This window comes from Saccharomonospora sp. NB11 (assembly GCF_015910535.1).
Classification (GTDB): Bacteria; Actinomycetota; Actinomycetes; order Mycobacteriales; family Pseudonocardiaceae; genus Saccharomonospora.
This window is the reverse complement of record NZ_JACBJG010000004.1, coordinates 355,717-375,031: the sequence shown is the minus strand read 5'-3', so window position 1 is coordinate 375,031 and position 19,315 is coordinate 355,717. Positions and strand designations below refer to the sequence as shown.

The window sequence follows — 19,315 nt, the reverse complement described above, 5'->3', positions numbered from 1 at the left end:
TTAGTCATGCATCACTGTTCAGTTCCGCTGTACAGTCGAAGGATGTTGGACGTGAGCCGGTTGCGCGTGCTGCGCGCCGTGGTGGCTAAGGAGTCGATCCGGGCGGCGGCCGCCGCGCTGGACTACACGCCGTCGGCTGTGAGCCAGCAGCTCGCGGCCCTGCAACGCGAGACCGGGTTGCGGCTGGTCGACCGGGTGGGCCGTGGCATCGAGCCGACGACGGCCGGGCGCACCCTGGCCGCGGAGTCGGAGACGTTGTTCCGGGAGTTGAACCGGCTCGACGGGCTGGTGCGAGACCTGCGGGTGGGGCGCACGGGACGGCTGTCGATCGGGTACTTCGCCTCGGCGGGGGCGACGTGGTTGCCCGAGGTCGTCACGGTGCTGCAGCGGGAGTTTCCCGAGCTGCGGCTCGACCTGCACTGGACGGAGGCGCCCGGCGCCGCGCCGACGGACCTCGACGTCGACGTGTTCGTCGACCGGCGCGACGGGGCCGTGCCGCGATCGATGATCGTGCATCCGCTGGTCGACGACCCGTACGTCGTGGTGGTGCGTCGGGACGACCCGCTGGCCGCCCGCCGGAGCGTGCCGTTGGCGGAGCTAGCCGAGCGGCCGTGGATCGACAACGACATCGGGCACGGGGTGTGCCGGGAGGTGCTGCTGACCGCATGTGCCGAGGTGGGCTTCTCCCCACGGTTCTCGGTGCAGATGCGCGACTACCGCACCGCGATCCCATTCGTGGCCACCGGCATCGGCGTCACCGTGCTGCCGAGGTTGGCGTCCGGCGAGTTGCCCGAGGAGCTGATCGCGCTGCCGGTGGTGGAGCCGACGCCCGTGCGCCACATCAGCGTGGCGGTGCGGGAGTCGGTCGCCGAGCACGCGGCGGTGGCGCGCACGGTGGAGCTGCTCCGCACGGCGGTGGGAGAGCCGTCCAGCCTCACAGCGTGAGGTCGACGACCACGGGAGCGTGGTCGGAGGCGCCCTTGCCCTTGCGTTCCTCGCGGTCGACGTAGGCATCGGTCACCGCGTCGGCGAACGGGCGGGAGGCGTAGACCAGGTCGATGCGCATGCCGCGGTTCTTCGGAAAGGCGAGCTGCCGGTAGTCCCAGTAGGTGTACGGGTGGTCGTACTTCAACGGGCGCGGCACGACGTCCGACAGCCCCGCGTCGCGCAGCACGGCGAGCGCCTTGCGTTCGGGTTCGGTGACGTGGGTGGAGTCGGCGAACACCGAGATGTCCCACACGTCGTCGTCGGTGGGCGCGATGTTGAAGTCGCCGAGCACCGCGAACGGACGGTCGGGGGCGTTCTCGGCGAGCACGGTCGTGTGGAGGGCGTCCAGCCAGTGCAGCTTGTACGCGTAGTGCGGGTGGTCGGGTTCGCGGCCGTTGGGCACGTAGACCGACCACACGCGCACGCCGCCACACGTCGCGCCGAGGGCGCGGGGCTGGAGTTCGTCCTCGTAGGACGGTTCGTCGACGAGTCCGCGCGTGACGTCGGTCAGGCCGACCCTGGAGAGGACGGCGACGCCGTTCCAGCGGCCGGTGCCGTAGGTGGCGACGTCGTAGCCGAGTTCGGTGATCGCGTCGCGGGGGAACGCGTCGTCGCCGCACTTGAGTTCCTGCAAGCACACCACGTCGGGCTGCGCGCTGCTCAGCCACGCGAGCACGCGGGGCAGGCGGGCGGTGATCGAGTTGACGTTCCAGGTCGCGATGCGCATGCCGCGAGAATGGCACACCCGGTCGGACGACTGGGTCACCGGCTCGTATAACGTCCTATACGGCTCGGCTCGGCTCGGCCGTGGGTCGTGCGATCGTGCCGTGGGTGTCGAGACGCCGACGCGCCGCACGGCGACGGCAACGAGCGAGGTGGGGTGCCCGAGTTGTCCGGTGTGACGGTGTCCGGCCGCACGCACAGGGGTCGGACATCGTGTCGGACCGGAGCCATAGGGTGGATGGCGTGGCGGACCCTTCCACCTATCGACCCGCACCGGGGACGATCCCGGACTCGCCCGGTGTGTACAAGTTCCGTGACGCCGGCGGCCGGGTCATCTACGTCGGCAAGGCCAAGAGCCTGCGCAGCAGGCTGAACTCGTACTTCGCCGACCTCGCCGGACTGCATCCACGGACCCGGCAGATGGTCACCACGGCCGCGAGCGTCGAGTGGACCGTCGTGGGCACCGAGGTGGAGGCCCTGCAGCTCGAGTACTCCTGGATCAAGGAGTTCGACCCGAGGTTCAACGTGCGGTACCGGGACGACAAGTCCTACCCGGTGCTGGCCGTGACGTTGAACGAGGAGTACCCACGCCTGCACGTCTACCGCGGTCCCCGCAAGAAGGGGGTGCGCTATTTCGGCCCCTACGCGCACGCGTGGGCGATCCGCGAGACCCTCGACCTGCTGTTGCGGGTCTTCCCCGCGCGGACGTGTTCGGCGGGGGTGTTCCGTCGGCATGCGCAGATCGGGCGGCCGTGTCTGCTCGGCTACATCGACAAGTGCTCGGCGCCGTGCGTGGGCCGGGTGTCGGCGGACGAACACCGCGCCATCGTGGAGGAGTTCTGCGACTTCCTCTCCGGCCGCACGGATCTGATGATCCGCAGGCTGGAGAAGGAGATGGCCGAGGCCAGTGACGCCCTGGAGTTCGAGCGGGCGGCGCGCCTGCGCGACGACCTCGGCGCGTTGCGCCGGGCGATGGAGAAGCAGGCTGTGGTGCTGGGGGACGGCACCGACGCCGACGTCATCGCGTTCGCGCACGACGAGCTGGAAGCGGCCGTGCAGGTGTTCCACGTGCGCGGGGGCCGGGTGCGCGGCCAGCGCGGTTGGGTGATCGACAAGGTCGACGAGATGGGGGTGCCGGACCTCGTCGAGCAGTTCCTGTCGCAGTTCTACGCCGAACAGACCGAGCTGGTGGCCGAGTCCTCCGGCGACGCGGTCGTGGTGCCGCGCGAGGTCCTCGTCCCCGAACTGCCCGCCGACGCGGAGGCCATGGAGGCGTGGCTGTCCGAGCTGCGAGGGTCGAAGGTGCGACTGCGGGTGCCGCAACGCGGGGACAAGCGGGCATTGGCCGACACGGTCGCCCGCAACGCGGTGGAGGCGTTCACCCAGCACAAGCTGCGGCGGGCCGGTGACCTCACCGCGCGCTCGGCGGCGTTGTCGGAGTTGCAGGACTACCTCGGGCTGGACAGCGCGCCGCTGCGGATCGAGTGTGTGGACATCAGCCACCTCGCGGGCACCGACGTGGTCGCCTCCCTGGTGGTGTTCGAGGACGGCTTGCCCCGCAAGTCCGAGTATCGCCGGTTCGCGCTGCGCGAGGCCGCCGACGAGGGGGACGTGGCGGCGATCGCGGAGGTCGTGCGCCGTCGGTTCGCCCGGTACCTCAAGGAGACGAGCGAGGCCGCCGCGAGCGGTCCGGAGGGCGCGCTGGACCCGGAGACCGGACGGCCGCGCAAGTTCGCCTACCCGCCCAACCTGTTGGTCGTGGACGGGGCTGGTGCCCAGGCCACGGCCGCGGCGGACGTCCTGGCCGAACTCGGCGTCACCGACGTCGCCGTGGTCGGGCTCGCCAAGCGCCTCGAAGAGGTGTGGCTGCCCGCCGACAGCGCCGCCTCCGAGGCGGCCGAGCCGGTCATCCTGCCGCGCAATTCGGAGGCGCTGTACCTTCTCCAGCGAGTGAGGGACGAGGCGCACCGCTTCGCGATCACGTACCAGCGGCAGAAGCGCTCGAAGCGGGTGCAGGCCTCGGCACTGGACGGCATTCCCGGCCTCGGACAGGCCAGGAAGACCGCCCTCATCAAGCATTTCGGCTCGGTGAAGAAGCTGAGGCAGGCCACCGTGTCCGAGATCGCGCAGGTGCCGGGGTTCGGCACTCGGACGGCCGAGGCCGTGCACGCCGCGCTCGCAGGGGAGCGCACCGACAGCAGAGGGGAGTCGCAGACGTGACCGACACCGACAGCTACGCCGCGTCGTCGGCGGACGGGCGAGGTTCCGGCATGGAGGTCGCGGTGGTCACCGGCCTGTCCGGTGCGGGCCGCAGCACCGCCGCCAAGTGCCTGGAGGATCTGGGCTGGTTCGTCGTGGACAACCTGCCGCCGGAGCTGATCTCCACGATGGTGGAGCTGGGCGCTCAGGCGAGGGGCGCCATCACCAAGGTGGCCGTGGTCATGGACGTGCGGTCGCGCGCGTTCACCGACGACCTCGCCTCGGTGATCAAGGACCTCGACGCGCGGGGTTACAAGCCTCGCGTGCTGTTCCTGGAGGCCACCGACGCCGTGCTCGTCCGGCGCTTCGAGCAGGTCCGTCGAGGCCACCCCATGCAGGGTGACGGTCGCCTCGTCGACGGCATCACCGCCGAGCGGGCGCTGTTGTCGCCGCTGCGCGAGGAGGCCGACCTCATGCTGGACACGTCGGCGTTGTCCGTGCACGACCTGCGCGCCAAGATCGAGGACGCGTTCGGGTCGGAGTCGAGCACGCAGACCCGCGTCACCGTGCTCTCGTTCGGTTACAAGTACGGCCTGCCGATGGACTCCGACCTGGTGATGGACGTGCGGTTCCTGCCGAACCCGTTCTGGATCCCCGAGCTGCGCGAACACAGCGGCCTCGACGGCGACGTCCGCAACTACGTCCTCGGGCAGGAGGGCGCGGAGGAGTTCCTGGAGCAGTACCACGAGTTGCTGCGCCTCGTCGGGGCCGGGTACAAGCGGGAGGGCAAGAGGTACCTGACCCTGGCTGTCGGCTGTACGGGCGGCAAACACCGCAGCGTGGCCATCTCCGAGGAACTCGCCAAGCGGCTCTCCAAGGAGGACGGCATGGCGGTCAAGGTGGTGCACCGGGACCTGGGCAGGGAGTGAGGCCGGGGATGCGTGCCGTCGCGCTCGGCGGAGGGCATGGATTGCACGCGACGTTGTCGGCGTTGCGGCGGATCACGGCCGACGTCACTGCGGTCGTGACCGTCGCCGATGACGGCGGCTCCTCCGGACGGTTACGCCGCGAGCTGGGATTGCTGCCGCCGGGAGACCTGCGGCAGGCGCTCGCCGCACTCGCGGCGGCCGAGGACGGCGGCACGTTGTGGGCCGAGGTGTTCCAGCACCGCTTCGGCGGCAGCGGGGCGCTCACCGGTCACGCCGTGGGGAACCTGCTGCTCGCCGGGCTGTTCGAGGTGCTCGGCGATCCCGTGGCGGGCCTCGACGAGGCGGCGAAGCTGCTCGGCATCACCGGGCGCGTGCTGCCGATGTCGACCGAGCCGCTCGAGATCGAGGCGGAGGTCACGGGTCTGGAGAACGGCGCGGTCAGTCGTATCCGAGGCCAAGTGGCCGTCGCCAGCACGCCGGGGCGGGTGCGACGCATCAGCCTGCACAATCCCGGCCGTCCCCACCGACCCCCGGTGGCCTGCCGCGACGCCGTCGAGGCGGTGCTGGAGGCCGACGCCGTGTTCCTGGGGCCCGGCTCGTGGTTCACGAGTGTGCTCCCGCACCTGCTGGTGCCCGACCTGCACGACGCGCTGCTGACCACGTCCGCCACCAAGATCGTGATCCTGAACCTGATCCCGCAGCCGGGGGAGACGGCTGGCTTCTCACCGGAACGGCACCTACACGTACTCTTCGAACACGCTCCTCGGCTCAAGGTGGACGCGGTGATCGCCGATCGCGACTCCGTGCCCACCCCCGCGCGGTTGCGCCGGGCGGCCGAGGCCCTGGGAGGGCGAGCGCATCTGGCGTCGGTCGCCGCCCCCGGCGGGGCGGGCAGACATGATCCGGATGCCCTGGCCGGCTGTGTGCGAGAGGCTCTCGGCCTGACCGAGAGCGTGGAGGAGGGGCAATAGATGGCGATGACGGCAGCGGTCAAGGACGAACTGAGCCGCGTGGAGATCACCAAGACCGGCCCGCGCCGGTCCGAGGTGTCGGCGCTGTTGCGGTTCGCGGGCGGGCTGCACATCGTCGCGGGACGGGTCGTCGTGGAGGCCGAACTCGACACCGGGTCGGTGGCACGGCGGCTGCGCAAGGAGATCCACGAGCTGTACGGGCACACGTCCGACGTCCACGTGATCACCTCGGGCGGGTTGCGCAAGGGCACCCGGTACGTGGTGCGTGTCGTCAAGGACGGTGAGGGCCTGGCCCGGCAGACCGGACTCATCGACCAGCGGGGACGCCCCGTGCGCGGGTTGCCCGCGGCGGTCGTCTCGGGCGGGGTCGCCGATGCCGAGGCGGCGTGGCGCGGCGCGTTCCTCGCCCACGGGTCGTTGACCGAACCCGGCCGGTCGTCGTCGCTGGAGGTCACGTGCCCCGGTCCGGAGGCCGCGCTGGCGCTCGTGGGGGCGGCCCGACGGATGGGCATCCAGGCGAAGTCACGCGAGGTGCGTGGCGCCGACCGTGTGGTGGTGCGGGACGGCGACGCCATCGGGGCGTTGCTCACCAGGCTGGGCGCGCACTCCAGCGTGCTCGCGTGGGAGGAGCGGCGCATGCGCCGCGAGGTGCGGGCCACGGCCAACCGCCTCGCGAACTTCGACGACGCGAACCTGCGTCGGTCGGCGAGGGCGGCAGTGGCCGCGGCAGCGCGCGTGCAGCGGGCTTTGGAGATCCTGGGCGACACCGCGCCGGACCACCTGCTCGCCGCGGGCAAGCTGCGACTGACCAACCGGCAGGCCTCGTTGGAGGAACTCGGGCAACTGTCCGATCCGCCCATGACGAAGGACGCGGTGGCCGGACGCATTCGACGGCTGCTGGCCATGGCCGACAAGCGCGCCAAGGAACTCGGCGTGCCGGACACCGAGTCCGCGGTCACCCAGGAACTGCTCGAACAGACCCTCTGACGCGACGACGCGTTCGTACTCACTCCCCGTCGTGGCACGCCTGCGGCGAGGAGTGGTGCGAATTGCCGCCGGGTTCGAGGTGTGAACCGGCCGCGATACGTCCATCCGGGTGGAGAGGTCAGGTCGTCGCCGGGTCCTTCGTCGCTCGGTGGGCGACCCGCTGAACGGCCGACGCTTTCCCCCTCGTAGACCCGACGGCCGCTCTCGCACGAAAGGGGACCTCGTGGACACGACTCGCATCGGCCTGGACTCGGAGGCCGAACTGGCCCTCTCGCCCCGTGTTCGTTCCTGGTTGCGGCGGAGGTCATCACGGGCCGACGACTGGACGGCCGCCCAACTGGCGGCACTGAAGGGCGGCCGCACCGTCAGCGTCGTCATCCCCGCACGCGACGAGCAGGAGACGGTGGGACAGATCGTGCGGACCATCCGCACGACGTTGGTCGAGGAGGTTCCCCTCGTCGACGAGGTGCTGGTCGTCGACTCCCGCTCGCGGGACGCCACCGCGCGGGTGGCGGCGGACGCCGGGGCCAGGGTGGTGGCCCAGGACGACGTGTTGCGTCCGCTGCCCGGCATGCACGGCAAGGGGGAGGCCCTGTGGAAGGGGCTGGCCGCAACCGAGGGCGACCTGGTCGTCTTCGTCGACGGCGACCTCTTCGACTTCACCGCGGGCTACGTCATCGGCCTGCTCGGACCGTTGCTGACCGACGAGGCCGTGGACTACGTCAAGGGCTTCTACCACCGGCCGCTAGTGAACGGCTCCCACACGGACGTCGACGGTGGCGGTCGGGTGACCGAACTCGTGGCCCGACCGCTGTTGAACATGTACTGGCCGGATCTGGCGGGCTTCGTGCAGCCACTGGCGGGCGAGTACGCGGGCCGGCGGGAAGTGTTGGAGAGCATCCCGTTCGTCACGCACTACGGCGTGGAGGTCGGACATCTCATCGACCTGCTGCGGTGGCGGGGTCTCGATGCGCTGGCCCAGGTCGATCTCGGCATGCGCACCCATCGGCACCAGAGCACGCAGGCGTTGGGGCAGATGGCCGGGCAGATCATGCTGACCGTGATGGACCGCCTCGACCGCAGCGGACGGCTCACCGCGCAGGAGGCGCCGTCCACGCTGTTGGCGCAGTTCCGCCGAGCCGCCGAGGGCACGGCCAGGGAGCTGGTGGTGACCGACCTCGCCGTGAACGAACGCCCACCGCTGCGCACGATCCGCACTCCTACCGGGTAGGTGGAGCCGTGTACGTGATGGAGCGGTCCGAGTGGTGGGCCTTCGCCTCGGAGGGCACGCGCACGGGGAAGGTGGGCGTGGTGACTCCACGCGGGAATGCGCATGTCACGCCGGTCTGGTTCACGCTCACCGACTCCGACGGCGACGCGCTGGTGTTCACGACCGGGGCCGACAGCGTGAAGGCCCGGGCGTTGCGGCGCCGTCCCCGCCTGTCGCTCGTGGTGGACGACGAGCGCCCGCCCTACTCGTTCGTGCAGTTCACGGCCGAGGCTTCGCTGTCCGACGACCCGGACGCCCTGTATCCGTGGGCGGTGCGGGTCGCCGAACGCTACATGGGCGCCGAGCAGGCGGAGGAGTTCGGCCGACGCAACGCCGTGCCCGGTGAGCTGCTGGTGACGGCGCGGATCACGAAGGTCGTGGCCTACGCCCGGGTCGCCGAGTAGGTGCGGTGCGGGTTTGGCGCCAGGCCCGCTCGGCAACACCGCTTCCGATCGGAGGTGGGCTGTGGTCGAACGACGACGGACGGTGCGGGGACTCACCGAGGCGGTGGCGCGGCGGTGGCCGGAGCGGTGGCCGTTGCAGCCCCTTCCCCGCGAGGACTGGGCGCGACAACGGCCGACGGTGGGGCAGGCCGACGTCGCGGTGATCGACGCGGCGGTGAAACACGCGCTGGCACGGCCGTCGGGCAACTGGTTCGTCGTCGCCGACTCGCGTCACGTGCGCCCGGACCGTCCCTACGGCGTCACCGTGGCGGGCCGTGAGCTGGTCGCGTGGCGGGACGCGGACGGACGTGTCGTCGTCGGGTCCGGGGTGTGCCCGCACCTCGGGGCGCCACTGGCGGAGGGGCGCGTCGTGGACCATCGGTTGGTGTGCCGATGGCACGGGCTCGCGGTGCCCGCCTCGGGGCTGCCCGGCTGGGGCTGGTGTCCCCTTCCCTCCCACGACGACGGCGTGCTCGTGTGGGCGCGCCTCGACGACGTGGACGGCGAACCGCCCACCCCGCGCCCCGTGGTGCCCGACCGTCCCGACCTCGACACCGCCCTGGCGGCCGTGACCCGCGTCGACGGCGTGTGCGAACCCGTGGACGTCGTGGCCAACCGGCTCGACCCCTGGCACGGCTCGTGGTTCCACCCGTACTCCTTCGCGCGGCTGCGCGTCCTGGAGGCCCCCGCCGTGGACACCACCAACGGGCAGGACCGCTTCGTCGTGGCCGTCACCTTCCGTGTGGGCCCCCGCTTCGGGGTCCCGGTGGTCGCGGAGTTCACGTGCCCCGAACCGCGCACCGTGTGCATGCGCATCGTTTCGGGCGAAGGGGAGGGCAGCGTCGTGGAGACCCACGCGACGCCGCTCGGCGCCGGTCCGGACGGACGGCACCGCTCGGCGGTCATCGAGGCCGTCGTGGCGACGTCGCCGCGCACCGGGTTCCTGCTCGCCCGGCGCGTCGCACCCGCCGTGCGTCCCGTGGTGCGGGCGGCGGCCCGCCGGCTGTGGCGCGACGACCTCGCCTACGCCGAACGCCGTTACGCCTTGCGGCGACGCGACTGACGGCCCGGCGCCTGCTCCGCCTCCTCCTTCGGTGGATCGGCGGTGAGCTGCGGTCGGTCCGACTCGGGCCACACGTACGGCAGGTCGTCGGGCACGTCCGGGAAGAGCGGGCGGTAGAACTCGGGGTCCTTGCGCACCAGCGACGACTGGTGGCTGCGGTGGAAGTCCTCGTCGCCGAACCAGGGCGGCAGGTCACCGGAGGCGGCCAGGGCGTCCTGGTCGCGCACCGTCGTGATGCCCAGTGCGCCCGCGAGGTCGGCGACGAGCTTGACCGCACACGTGTCGGCACGGCCCAGGGAACTCCAGTACTCGCACATCGCGAGTCCGTACCGGGTGAGCGCTTCCTCGTATCCCGCCCACATGCGGACGGCGGGGTGCCGCCGCCAGCCGTGTCCCGGCACGGTCAACGCGCGCAGCACCTGCAGCGTCTCCACCCGCTGCTTGCCCAGCCGGCGCTGGTCGAGCACGCGGGCGGTCGCGGCGAAGTCGGGATACGGCAGGAACGTCTGCACGCGAATCTCCTCACACCGGCACGTGGGGACTGGAGACGCGGCCGTCGGGACGGGCCCCGTATCGGGAGGCCAGCGCGCGCAGCACCCGGTTGCGACCCCGCCTCGGGACGGTGACCAGGTCGTGTCCGGCCGCGCCCCATCCGGCGAGCAGGTGGTTCGCCGCGAGCCAGCCCGTGGTGGCGGCGCGTTCCATCAGGGCCACGGGCAGGTCCACCCGGATGCCGTCGCCCGCGAGGGCCAGGCCCGGCACCGGTGTCACCACGCCGGGGCGGGCGGCGTGGGAGCCGGGCGCGAACAAGGGGCAGTCGGCGCGCCACACCGACTCCTGCGCGACGACCCGCGCCGCGCGGGTCTCGGGGTACACCTCGTGCAGCCGCTGCCACAGTCGACGTTCGGTGTCGCGCCGAATCCCGGTGTCGTTGCCGCCGAGCACGGCGTAGGCGTGCAGCTCCACCACCGACCCCGCGTTGCGTCGGGCCCACGCCGCCGCGTCGACGTCGTAGCGGTCGAGCACGCTGACGTTGTCCAGCGGCGGTCTGCCGCCGGTGGCGAGGAACGCGGGCCGGGTGGCGTCCACGGGCCGGTCGAGCCAGGCGCGCAGCACGCAGAACGGCGGTGCGGTGGCGAGCCCGGCGACCCGCTCGCGCCACGGCTCGGGCCCGAGGTCGGGTGATGCCGCCACCAGTTCCCGCAGCCCGGGCACGTCCGCCGCCACCACGACCGCGTCGGCCGTGACGGTGGTGCCGCCGACGTGGATCTCGAACCCCTGTGACACGCGGTCGATCCGTTCCACGGCCACCCCGGTGCGCAGCCGGACACCGAGGCCGGACAGGTACGCGCGAAGCGGATCCCACAGGGTGTGGAACGGCCGCTCCGGGACGTCGAACACGAGCCCTTCCGCCGACCCCAGGAAGTACAGGTGGAACATCAGCGCCAGCTCGGCGGCGGAGAACGTGGTCGGCGGCGCGAAGAAGCTGCGCGAGAACACGTCGAACGCCAGGTGCCTCGCCGCCTCGGGGAACCGCACCCGGTCCAGCAGGGTCGCGGCGTCGAGGTGGTCCCACGCCGAGTAGATCTCGGGCACCCGTACGTCGGTGAGCGGCAGGGCCTCCCGGGCCGCCACCCGGCGCAGCGCGGACACCCCGAACGTCGGGCTCCGCACGGCGAAGGCGAGGGCGTTCCACGGCGGGGTGCGGGGCAGGCCACGGAACGAGTCGAGCCGCCCCTGCGCGTCCACCAGCGGGTAGTCCGCCACCGGAGTCAGGAGCGGGTCACCGGAGCGCTGCTCGGCGCGCGCCAACAACGCGCGCAGGTTGTAGTACTGGCGGAAGAACGCGTGGAAGCCGCGGCTCATGCCGGTGCGGCTGCCGTCGGGCAACGACACCGTCCAGCCGCCGACCCGACCGCCCAGGTACGGGCGGCGTTCCACGATGTCCACGGCGACGCCGCGCTCGGCCAGTCCCGTCGCGGCGGCGAGTCCGGCGATCCCGCCCCCGACCACGACGACGTGCCGTCGCGGGGACACCTGCCCCGCTCCGGGGACGGCGGGGACCGTCTCGCGACGGGGGTCGCGGGGCATGTTCACGACGTCCTCCTCGGCGACCGCGGCACCGTGGCCGTCACCGTGTGCAGGACGCCGCGTTGCCAGCCGCCGACGGTCTCGACACCGACGGGCGTGTACCCGGCGTCGAGCAGACGGCGGCGCAGCCGCGACGGCGAGTCGAACTCGCGGGCACTCCGCCACAGGTAGCGGTGCAGCGTGGTGTCCCCGCTCGTGGCCCACGCCGCCGGGATGATCACCGACCAGCACACGGCCGTCCACACGACGCGGGGGCGCAGTCGCTCGGCGAGCGTGTAGTCGTGCAGCACGAGCGTCCCTCCCGGGCGCAACAGGGTCCGCAGGGTCGCCAGCGTGGCGTCCGGGTCGGGAACGTTCCGCAGCAGGTAGGCGGCGAACACGACGTCGAACGGGCCGCCCACGACGGCCGTGGACAGCGTGTCGACGGCGGCGTGCTCCCACCGCACCGACGCCGCCCACGGCTTGCCGCGCGCGATCTCCAGCATGGCCGCCGAGGCGTCCACGGCCGTGATTTCCGGGTCGACGAGCGTGGACAGCAGGGCCCGGGTCGACGCGCCCGTGCCGCAGCCGACGTCCAGCACCCGGGCGCCCGGTCCCGCGACCCGGGCGGCACGCGCCGCGGACCGCAGGTGTGCGTGATAGCCGGGGTTGAGCCCGACCAACCGGTCGTAGTGGCGGGCAGCGCGGTCGAACGCCGCCGGGACCTCCGCGCGATCGAGCAGTGCGGCGATGCTCATGAGACGGCCTCCCGGCGTTCGCTCGCGGTCCACGCCAGCAGAGTCGCGGTCACCAGACTGAAGCCGAACAGGAAGTCCTCGACGGGGATGTCGAACGGGAACCGCACGCCGAGGACATGAGCGGGGTCGTACACGACGACCGGCGCCGACAACTTCGTCAACCAGCCGTCCACCGGCACCTGGAAGGCGAGCACGATCGCGACGGTGAGCCAGTACACCCGGTTCCGGAACAGGCCCGTGCGCAGCCACGCCAGTTCGGCGACCACCACGGCGATCACCGACAGCACCGCGGGCAGCGTGTATCCGACACCGGTCATACGGGCTCACCCACCCGGCTCAGCCTGCGCACGGTCTCGAAGGTGAGCAGCGCACACAGCGGGATCGTCACGAAGAACAACGCCTCCTCGATCGGGAACGCCGGCGCGAGGCGCACCCCCAGCGTGTAACTCGGGCTGATCTCCCAGACCCCGGCCGCCACGGCGAGCAGGTCCCAGGCCAGGAACAGCAGCGCGGGCGCCAACGCGCGCGCGAGTCGCCGTGGCCGCCGGTACACGCGGGCCCCCGCGAACTCCAGGGGCAGGGTGACGGCGAGGCAGGCCGCCAGGGCGAGCGCGTAGTGCCACTGGTCGGGAGGGAACGTCGTGGCGTCCGGGACCGCCGCCGTGGGCATCAGCACCTCCCTGCCGTCGGCTCGGCCCCGAGTGTCACGACGCGCCGTCGCAAGGGCGGCTCCCGGTGGACCCGGCCCGCCCAGGTGCGCACCATCGTGCCGGTGGCCAGGGCGACCCGCCTAGACGGCCGCACGACGGCCCGAGCGCCGAAAACGTCGTACCCGGCCTCGGCGATCACGTCGAGGATGCGCGAGTACAGCGTGAACGCGGTCGCCACGCACGGCCGGGACTCCGGCCGCAACAACAACACCCCGGGCCACGCCCGCCGGTACACCTCCCTCGTGCGCTCGACCTGCTCGGCCAGAGCGCGCCGGACTCTCGGGTCGGCGTGGCCCACCCGGCGGCACCACAGCAGCAGGTCGCGATCGACCCCGTGGGCGGCCAACTCGTCGGCGGGGAGGTAGACCCGGCCCCGGTCCAGGTCCTCGGCGACGTCCCGCAGGAAGTTGGTGAGCTGGAACGCGTAGCCGAGCGCGGCGGCGTGGGGCGCGGCTTCCTCGGGGGCGCACACGGTGCCCAGCACAGGCAGCATCTGCAGCCCGATGACCTCGGCCGACCCGTGCACGTACTCCGACAGCGCGGCGCGCGTGGGGTAGTCGGTGGTCGTCAGGTCCATCCGCATCGAGTGGAGGAACCGCGTGAACAGGTCGGGCTCGATGCCGTAGCGCGCGACCGTGTCCGCCAACGCCGCGAGCACCGCTTCGTCGCTGTGCCCGGTGGCGAGCGCAGGGCGCAGCGCGGCGTCGAGGGCGGCCAGCCGGACGTCGGCCTGCGGGAGGTCGCCGTCCACGATGTCGTCGGCGTACCGGGCGAAGCCGTACAGGGCGTGCACGGCGGGTCGCCGGGACGCGGGCAGCAGTCGGGTGGCGAGGAAGTACGTGCGACCGTGCCGAGCGTTCAGTTCCCGGCACCGCGCGTAGGCCGCCTGCAAGGTCGGCTCGACGATCCGCGCCGCCGCCAGTTCGCGGCGCACCATGGCGTTCACCGACGACGCTCCGTCGCCGGAAGGACGGGTGAGCACGGCCGGTCCTCCCGTCAGCGCGGAGTGCTCGACGGCACGGCCCGGTCGGTGGCGGTGCGCGACGCCTCACCACCGGCCACGTCCCGAGGCTCGGCCTCGTGCCCCGCCTGCCCGGGGGTGCGGCGTGTGCGCTTCAGCTCCGCCTCGTACGCGTGCCGCTGCCCTGGTGTGAACCGGCGCGCCTCGTCGACGAACTGCCGGAAGACGCCGTAGTAGGTGTCCTCGTAGTCCTCGACGATCTGGTAGGTCCACCGGCCGGGCAGCACGTTGCGACCGAGCAGTTCCCGGTCGAGCCGGTCCGCGAGGTCGGCGTGCCCGGCGTCGCGCAGCATGGTGATCGCCTCTTCCAGCGTGAAGTCGGCGGTCCCGGTGAGCCGGTGGAACGCGTACAGGTGCCCCCGTGCCTCCTCCACCACCTCGAGCGCCTCGGTGAGCTTCCCCACGGCGCGCACGGTGGCGGCGTCGCCCTGCGATGTGTGCGTCATGAACGCTCGGGTACCCGGAGTGTGCACGGTTGATGCGCATTCCGACATTCGGTGCGCACACACGGCACGTCGCGAGAGGTGATGCCCGTGAGCACGGTGATGAAAGCCGTCGACGTGGACGTCCCGCTGTCCACCGCCTACAACCAGTGGACCCAGTTCGAGTCGTTCCCCGAGTTCATGCAGGGTGTCGAGCGGGTGCAGCAGCTCGACGACACCCACACGCACTGGGTGACCCAGGTCGGCGGCGTCACCCGCGAGTTCGACGCGACCATCACCGAACAGCACCCGGACGAACGGGTGGCGTGGACCTCCGACTCGGGACCGACGCACGCCGGGGTGATCACCTTCCACCGGCTCGGCCCCGACCGCACGCGGGTCACGGCGCAGATGGACATCGACCCGGACACGTTCCTGGAGAAGGTCGCCGACAAGGCGGGACTGCTCGAACGTCGGGTGGACGCCGATCTGCACCGGTTCAAGGAGTACATCGAGCGCCGGGGCCACGAGACGGGTTCGTGGCGGGGCGACGTCCCACCGGGGCCCACGTCGCGGTCGTAGCGCGCCTGACCCGGTTCGCCCGCCGGTCCTGATCGATCCGGTGATCGATTCGGTGGAGTCGCCGGGCCGTGATCACGTTCACGCCGCGGGCGTCCCGAGGCGTCACGACGACGGCACGGAACGCGCCGACGTGCCGGTGCCCTGGCGTGCTGCGACGGCCGGTTTCCCGGAGTGCGGACCGGTCGGAAACGGTGACCGAGCGCGCTGTGACCTGGATATCTTAATCGATTCGCCCAACCGGCGGGCGTGGGCCAGGTCTCGTCTCGGGGTACTCCGGTATCCGCTGGCCAGCACGCTAGGGTGGCTGGTGGAACCCGAAGAAGTGTCAGCCCGGTGACGCACCGGGCCGAACCCCCCGAGGAGAGCAGAGCAGTGACGGTTCGTGTAGGCGTCAACGGCTTCGGCCGGATCGGCCGCAACTTCTTCCGTGCCGTGCAGGCCAGCGGTCACGACATCGAGATCGTCGCCTTCAACGACCTCGGTGACGTCGCCACGATGGCGCACCTGCTCAAGTACGACAGCGTCCTGGGTCGGCTGAGCGAGGACGTCTCCGTCAGCGACGAGGGCATCGTCGTCGGTGGCAAGACGATCAAGGCGCTCGCCGAGAAGGACCCGGCCAAGCTGCCGTGGGGCGACCTCGGTGTCGACGTGGTCGTGGAGTCCACCGGCTTCTTCACCAAGGCCGAGGCCGCGAAGGCGCACATCGACGGTGGCGCCAAGAAGGTCATCATCTCCGCGCCCGCCAAGGGCGAGGACCTCACGGTCGTCCTCGGTGTGAACGACTCCGAGTACGACGGCTCGCAGACCATCATCTCCAACGCCTCGTGCACCACGAACTGCCTCGCGCCGCTGGCGAAGGTGCTGCACGACGAGTTCGGCATCAAGCAGGGCCTCATGACCACCGTCCACGCCTACACGCAGGACCAGAACTTGCAGGACGGCCCGCACAAGGACCTGCGTCGTGCCCGCGCCGCCGCGCTGAACGTCGTGCCGACCTCCACCGGCGCCGCCAAGGCGATCGGCCTCGTGCTGCCCGAGCTGAACGGCAAGCTCGACGGCTACGCGCTGCGCGTCCCGGTGCCCACCGGCTCGGCCACCGACCTCACCGTGACGCTGGAGAAGAGCGCCACGGCGGAGGAGATCAACGCCGCGTACAAGGCTGCCGCCGAGGGTCCGCTGAAGGGCATCCTCCGCTACAGCGACGAGCCCATCGTCTCCTCCGACATCGTCACCGACCCCGCGTCCTGCATCTACGACGCGCCGCTGACCAAGGTCATCGACAATCAGGTGAAGGTCGTCGGCTGGTACGACAACGAGTGGGGCTACTCCAACCGCCTCGCGGACCTGGTGAAGCTCGTCGGCTCGAAGCTGTCCTGACGACATGGCGGTGAAGACTCTCGACGACCTGCTCGGCGAGGGCGTTCGGGGTCGGCGCGTGCTGGTGCGCGCCGACCTGAACGTCCCGCTCGACGGGGACAGGATCACGGACGACGGTCGGGTCCGCGCCGCGCTGCCCACCATCCGCTCGCTCTCCGAGGCCGGAGCGCGGGTCGTCGTGGCGGCCCACCTCGGCAGGCCCAAGGGCACGCCCGACCCGGCGTTCTCGCTGCGGCCGGTCGCTGCCCGGCTCGGCGAGCTGCTCGGCAGCGAGGTGACGCTGGCCGGTGACGTCGTGGGCGAGCAGGCGAAGGCCGCGGTCGACTCGCTCGGCGACGGCGGTGTCGTGCTGCTGGAGAACGTGCGGTTCGACGCCAGGGAGACCAGCAAGTCCGAGACCGAACGTGCGGAGCTGGCCCGTGAGCTGGCCGCGTTGACCGGCGAGAACGGCGCGTTCGTCTCCGACGGCTTCGGCGTGGTGCATCGCAAGCAGGCCTCGGTGTACGACGTGGCCCGCGTGCTGCCCGCCTACGCCGGTGGGCTCGTGCTCGCCGAGCTGGACGTGCTGCGCACCCTGACCGGTGAGCCCGACCGCCCGTACGCCGTCGTGCTCGGCGGCTCGAAGGTCAGCGACAAGCTGGCGGTCATCGAGGCGCTGCTGCCGAAGGTCGACCGGCTGCTGGTCGGCGGTGGCATGTGCTTCACCTTCCTCGCGGCTCAGGGACACGGCGTCGGGTCGTCGCTGCTGGAACGCGAGATGATCGACACCTGCAAGCGGCTGCTCGCCGAGGCGGGCGACAAGCTGTTGCTGCCCGTCGACATCGTCGTGGCGGACGCCTTCGCCGCCGATGCCCGGACCCGCACCGTGCCCGTCACCGGGATCGAGGACGGCTGGCTGGGGCTCGACATCGGGCCCGAGACGGTCGCCGCGTTCGGTGCCGCCATCCGCGACGCGCGGACGCTGTTCTGGAACGGCCCCATGGGCGTGTTCGAGATGGCGCCGTTCGCGCACGGCACCCGCGGGGTGGCGACGGCGATCACGGAGTCGGACGCGTTCAGCGTCGTGGGTGGCGGTGACTCCGCCGCCGCCGTGCGCCTGCTCGGGTTGCCCGAGGACGGGTTCTCGCACATCTCCACCGGAGGTGGCGCCTCGCTGGAGTACCTGGAGGGCAAGGAACTGCCCGGTGTCGCCGTGTTGAGTGAGGAGCGCTGATGGCCCGCAAGCCGCTGATCGCCGGCAACTGGAAGATGAACCTCAACCACCTCGAGGCCATCGCCCTGGTGCAGAAGATCGCGTTCTCGCTGCCGGAGAAGTACTACGCGAAGGTCGACGTGGCGGTGCTGCCGCCGTTCACCGACATCCGCAGCGTGCAGACCCTGGTGGACGGCGACAAGCTCCTGCTCACCTACGGCGCGCAGGACGTCTCGCCGCACGACTCCGGCGCATACACCGGCGAGATCTCGGGCCCGATGCTCGCCAAACTCGGCTGCACCTACGTGGTCGTGGGGCACTCGGAGCGCCGTGAGTACCACGGCGAGAGCGACGAGCTCGTCAACAAGAAGGTGCGCGCGGCCCTCAAGCACGGGATCAGCCCGATCCTGTGCGTGGGGGAGAAGCTCGACGTCCGGGAGGCCGGCGACCACATCCAGCACACCACCTCGCAGCTCCTCGCGGCCCTCAAGGGACTGCGGGCGGAGCAGGTCGAGAAGGTGGTCGTGGCCTACGAACCGGTCTGGGCCATCGGCACCGGCCGGGTCGCCACGCCCGCCGATGCCGAGGAGGTCTGTGCCGCGTTGCGGTCCGCCCTGACCGACAAGTACGGTGCGGAACTGGCCCAGGGGATGCGCATCCTCTACGGCGGTTCGGTGAAGTCGAGCAACGTCGCCGACCTCGTGAAGTGCGACAACGTCGACGGAGCCCTCGTCGGCGGGGCCAGTCTCGACGGCGAGGAGTTCACGAAGCTGTGCGCGCTCGCCGCGGGCGGCCCACTCCCGTGACAGAGGGCGCGTTTACGCTACCCTTGAGTTTCCCGCCACACGCTGTACACAGAGGATGACATGGAACTGTTCCTGCAAATTTTGTTGATCGTCTCCAGCGTGCTGCTCATCATCGCGGTGCTGCTGCACCGTGGTCGCGGCGGCGGGCTGTCGTCCCTGTTCGGTGGCGGTATGCAGTCGAGCCTCTCGGGGTCGAGTGTGGCCGAGAAGAACCTCGATCGGATCACGCTCGGTCTCGGGGCGGTGTGGGTGATCGCCATCGTCGGGCTCGGCCTGCTGGTGAAACTCTGATCGACGTTGGCGTGCGTGCGTCAACTTTCTGGTGGGGTGACGATTCATGGTTGGCGGTAACGCGATTCGAGGCACGCGGATCGGAGCAGGTCCCTCCGGCGAGTCGGAGCGTGGGGAGGCTGCTCCGCGTCGTCGGGTTTCCTACTGGTGCGCCAATGGACACGAGTCGCGTCCATCGTTCGCGATGGACGCGGAGGTTCCGGAGGAGTGGGACTGCCCTCGTTGCGGTCTTCCGGCGGGGCGTGACCGGGAGCGACCTCCCGCCGCGCCGCGGACGGAGCCGTACAAGTCCCACCTGGCGTACGTGAAGGAACGCCGGAGCGACGCCGACGGAGAGGCCATTCTCGCCGAGGCGCTGGAGCGACTGCGGCGCCGACGCGAGGGCTGATCAGCCCGGACGCCCCGCCCGGCAACGGGTGGGGCGACCACGCGGACGACGACAGCTCAACAGCACGACGGAACAACCACGAAGGCCACCTTTCCTACGCCAGCCGCAGGGAAAGGTGGCCTTCAC

General features: G+C 71.3%; 22 protein-coding genes. 14 read left to right on the top strand and 8 right to left on the bottom strand.

Translation table 11 applies throughout. The features are described 5' to 3' along the window. Positions 1-42 precede the first annotated feature (42 nt). Positions 43-945: a LysR family transcriptional regulator gene (locus JAV51_RS08470; protein ID WP_197320096.1), complete on the top strand. Its 903-nt coding sequence runs from the start codon at positions 43-45 to the stop codon at positions 943-945. Here the strand turns inward: JAV51_RS08470 and JAV51_RS08465 are convergent. Next, positions 935-1,714, bottom strand: coding sequence for an exodeoxyribonuclease III (locus JAV51_RS08465; RefSeq protein ID WP_197320095.1), 780 nt, complete (start codon positions 1,712-1,714; stop codon positions 935-937). The genes JAV51_RS08470 and JAV51_RS08465 overlap by 11 nt on opposite strands. A 239-nt stretch (positions 1,715-1,953) precedes the next feature. Between JAV51_RS08465 and uvrC the strand changes: the two genes are divergently transcribed. The 7 genes from uvrC to JAV51_RS08430 all read left to right on the top strand — a co-directional run bounded on the left by uvrC (position 1,954) and on the right by JAV51_RS08430 (position 9,572). Beyond that, positions 1,954-3,930 carry an excinuclease ABC subunit UvrC gene (gene uvrC / locus JAV51_RS08460; protein ID WP_197320094.1) on the top strand — a complete coding sequence of 659 codons (1,977 nt, stop codon included), beginning with the start codon at positions 1,954-1,956 and terminating at the stop codon, positions 3,928-3,930. Positions 3,931-3,980: 50 nt separating this feature from the next. Beyond that, positions 3,981-4,838 (top strand): RNase adapter RapZ, encoded by an 858-nt coding sequence (rapZ, locus tag JAV51_RS08455; RefSeq protein ID WP_197320136.1) that lies wholly within the window; start codon positions 3,981-3,983, stop codon positions 4,836-4,838. 8 nt (positions 4,839-4,846) lie between these two features. Continuing rightward, complete coding sequence (gene yvcK, locus JAV51_RS08450; RefSeq protein WP_197320093.1) at positions 4,847-5,809, top strand: uridine diphosphate-N-acetylglucosamine-binding protein YvcK; 963 nt, start codon at positions 4,847-4,849, stop codon at positions 5,807-5,809. Continuing rightward, complete coding sequence (gene whiA / locus JAV51_RS08445) at positions 5,810-6,796, top strand: DNA-binding protein WhiA (RefSeq protein WP_197320092.1); 987 nt, start codon at positions 5,810-5,812, stop codon at positions 6,794-6,796. Between the two features lie 223 nt (positions 6,797-7,019). Beyond that, entirely contained in the window at positions 7,020-8,027 is a 1,008-nt protein-coding gene (locus tag JAV51_RS08440) for a glucosyl-3-phosphoglycerate synthase (protein WP_197320091.1), read from the top strand. 17 nt (positions 8,028-8,044) lie between these two features. Next, a complete protein-coding gene (locus JAV51_RS08435) occupies positions 8,045-8,470 on the top strand; it encodes a PPOX class F420-dependent oxidoreductase (RefSeq protein WP_197320090.1) in 426 nt (141 codons plus the stop codon). Positions 8,471-8,531: 61 nt separating this feature from the next. Next, positions 8,532-9,572 (top strand): DUF5914 domain-containing protein, encoded by a 1,041-nt coding sequence (locus JAV51_RS08430; protein WP_197320089.1) that lies wholly within the window; start codon positions 8,532-8,534, stop codon positions 9,570-9,572. On the opposite strand, the gene JAV51_RS08425 is transcribed toward JAV51_RS08430, so the two are convergent. The 7 genes from JAV51_RS08425 to JAV51_RS08395 are packed head-to-tail and all read right to left on the bottom strand — an operon-like array spanning position 9,548 to position 14,577. Next, a complete protein-coding gene (locus tag JAV51_RS08425; protein WP_197320088.1) occupies positions 9,548-10,084 on the bottom strand; it encodes an MSMEG_6728 family protein in 537 nt (178 codons plus the stop codon). The genes JAV51_RS08430 and JAV51_RS08425 overlap by 25 nt on opposite strands. 10 nt (positions 10,085-10,094) lie before the next feature. Further along, complete coding sequence (locus tag JAV51_RS08420; RefSeq protein ID WP_197320135.1) at positions 10,095-11,663, bottom strand: FAD-dependent oxidoreductase; 1,569 nt, start codon at positions 11,661-11,663, stop codon at positions 10,095-10,097. 2 nt (positions 11,664-11,665) lie between these two features. Then, entirely contained in the window at positions 11,666-12,400 is a 735-nt protein-coding gene (locus tag JAV51_RS08415; RefSeq protein WP_197320087.1) for a class I SAM-dependent methyltransferase, read from the bottom strand. Further along, positions 12,397-12,717 (bottom strand): lycopene cyclase domain-containing protein, encoded by a 321-nt coding sequence (locus JAV51_RS08410; protein WP_197320086.1) that lies wholly within the window; start codon positions 12,715-12,717, stop codon positions 12,397-12,399. The genes JAV51_RS08415 and JAV51_RS08410 overlap by 4 nt, the downstream gene beginning before the upstream one ends. Then, positions 12,714-13,070: a lycopene cyclase domain-containing protein gene (locus tag JAV51_RS08405; RefSeq protein ID WP_197320085.1), complete on the bottom strand. Its 357-nt coding sequence runs from the start codon at positions 13,068-13,070 to the stop codon at positions 12,714-12,716. Before JAV51_RS08405 ends, JAV51_RS08410 begins: the two co-directional genes overlap by 4 nt. Further along, entirely contained in the window at positions 13,070-14,047 is a 978-nt protein-coding gene (locus tag JAV51_RS08400; protein ID WP_197320134.1) for a phytoene/squalene synthase family protein, read from the bottom strand. Before JAV51_RS08400 ends, JAV51_RS08405 begins: the two co-directional genes overlap by 1 nt. Positions 14,048-14,106: 59 nt before the next feature. After that, a complete protein-coding gene (locus JAV51_RS08395; protein WP_197320084.1) occupies positions 14,107-14,577 on the bottom strand; it encodes a hypothetical protein in 471 nt (156 codons plus the stop codon). Positions 14,578-14,664: 87 nt separating this feature from the next. Here JAV51_RS08395 and JAV51_RS08390 point away from each other — a divergent pair, with 87 nt between their 5' ends. The 6 genes from JAV51_RS08390 to JAV51_RS08365 all read left to right on the top strand — a co-directional run bounded on the left by JAV51_RS08390 (position 14,665) and on the right by JAV51_RS08365 (position 19,189). Next, positions 14,665-15,135 carry an SRPBCC family protein gene (locus JAV51_RS08390; protein ID WP_197320083.1) on the top strand — a complete coding sequence of 157 codons (471 nt, stop codon included), beginning with the start codon at positions 14,665-14,667 and terminating at the stop codon, positions 15,133-15,135. A gap of 372 nt (positions 15,136-15,507) precedes the next feature. Then, a complete protein-coding gene (gap, locus tag JAV51_RS08385) occupies positions 15,508-16,512 on the top strand; it encodes a type I glyceraldehyde-3-phosphate dehydrogenase (protein WP_197320082.1) in 1,005 nt (334 codons plus the stop codon). A gap of 10 nt (positions 16,513-16,522) precedes the next feature. Next, positions 16,523-17,725: a phosphoglycerate kinase gene (gene pgk, locus JAV51_RS08380; protein ID WP_197320133.1), complete on the top strand. Its 1,203-nt coding sequence runs from the start codon at positions 16,523-16,525 to the stop codon at positions 17,723-17,725. Further along, positions 17,725-18,510 (top strand): triose-phosphate isomerase, encoded by a 786-nt coding sequence (gene tpiA / locus JAV51_RS08375; protein WP_197320081.1) that lies wholly within the window; start codon positions 17,725-17,727, stop codon positions 18,508-18,510. The genes pgk and tpiA overlap by 1 nt, the downstream gene beginning before the upstream one ends. 60 nt (positions 18,511-18,570) lie before the next feature. Further along, the gene (gene secG / locus JAV51_RS08370; RefSeq protein ID WP_005437548.1) at positions 18,571-18,801 is read left to right on the top strand and encodes a preprotein translocase subunit SecG; all 231 of its coding nucleotides are present in this window, start codon (positions 18,571-18,573) and stop codon (positions 18,799-18,801) included. A gap of 46 nt (positions 18,802-18,847) precedes the next feature. Next, on the top strand, positions 18,848-19,189 hold the full coding sequence (locus tag JAV51_RS08365; RefSeq protein ID WP_197320080.1) for an RNA polymerase-binding protein RbpA: 342 nt from the start codon (positions 18,848-18,850) through the stop codon (positions 19,187-19,189). Positions 19,190-19,315 lie beyond the last annotated feature (126 nt).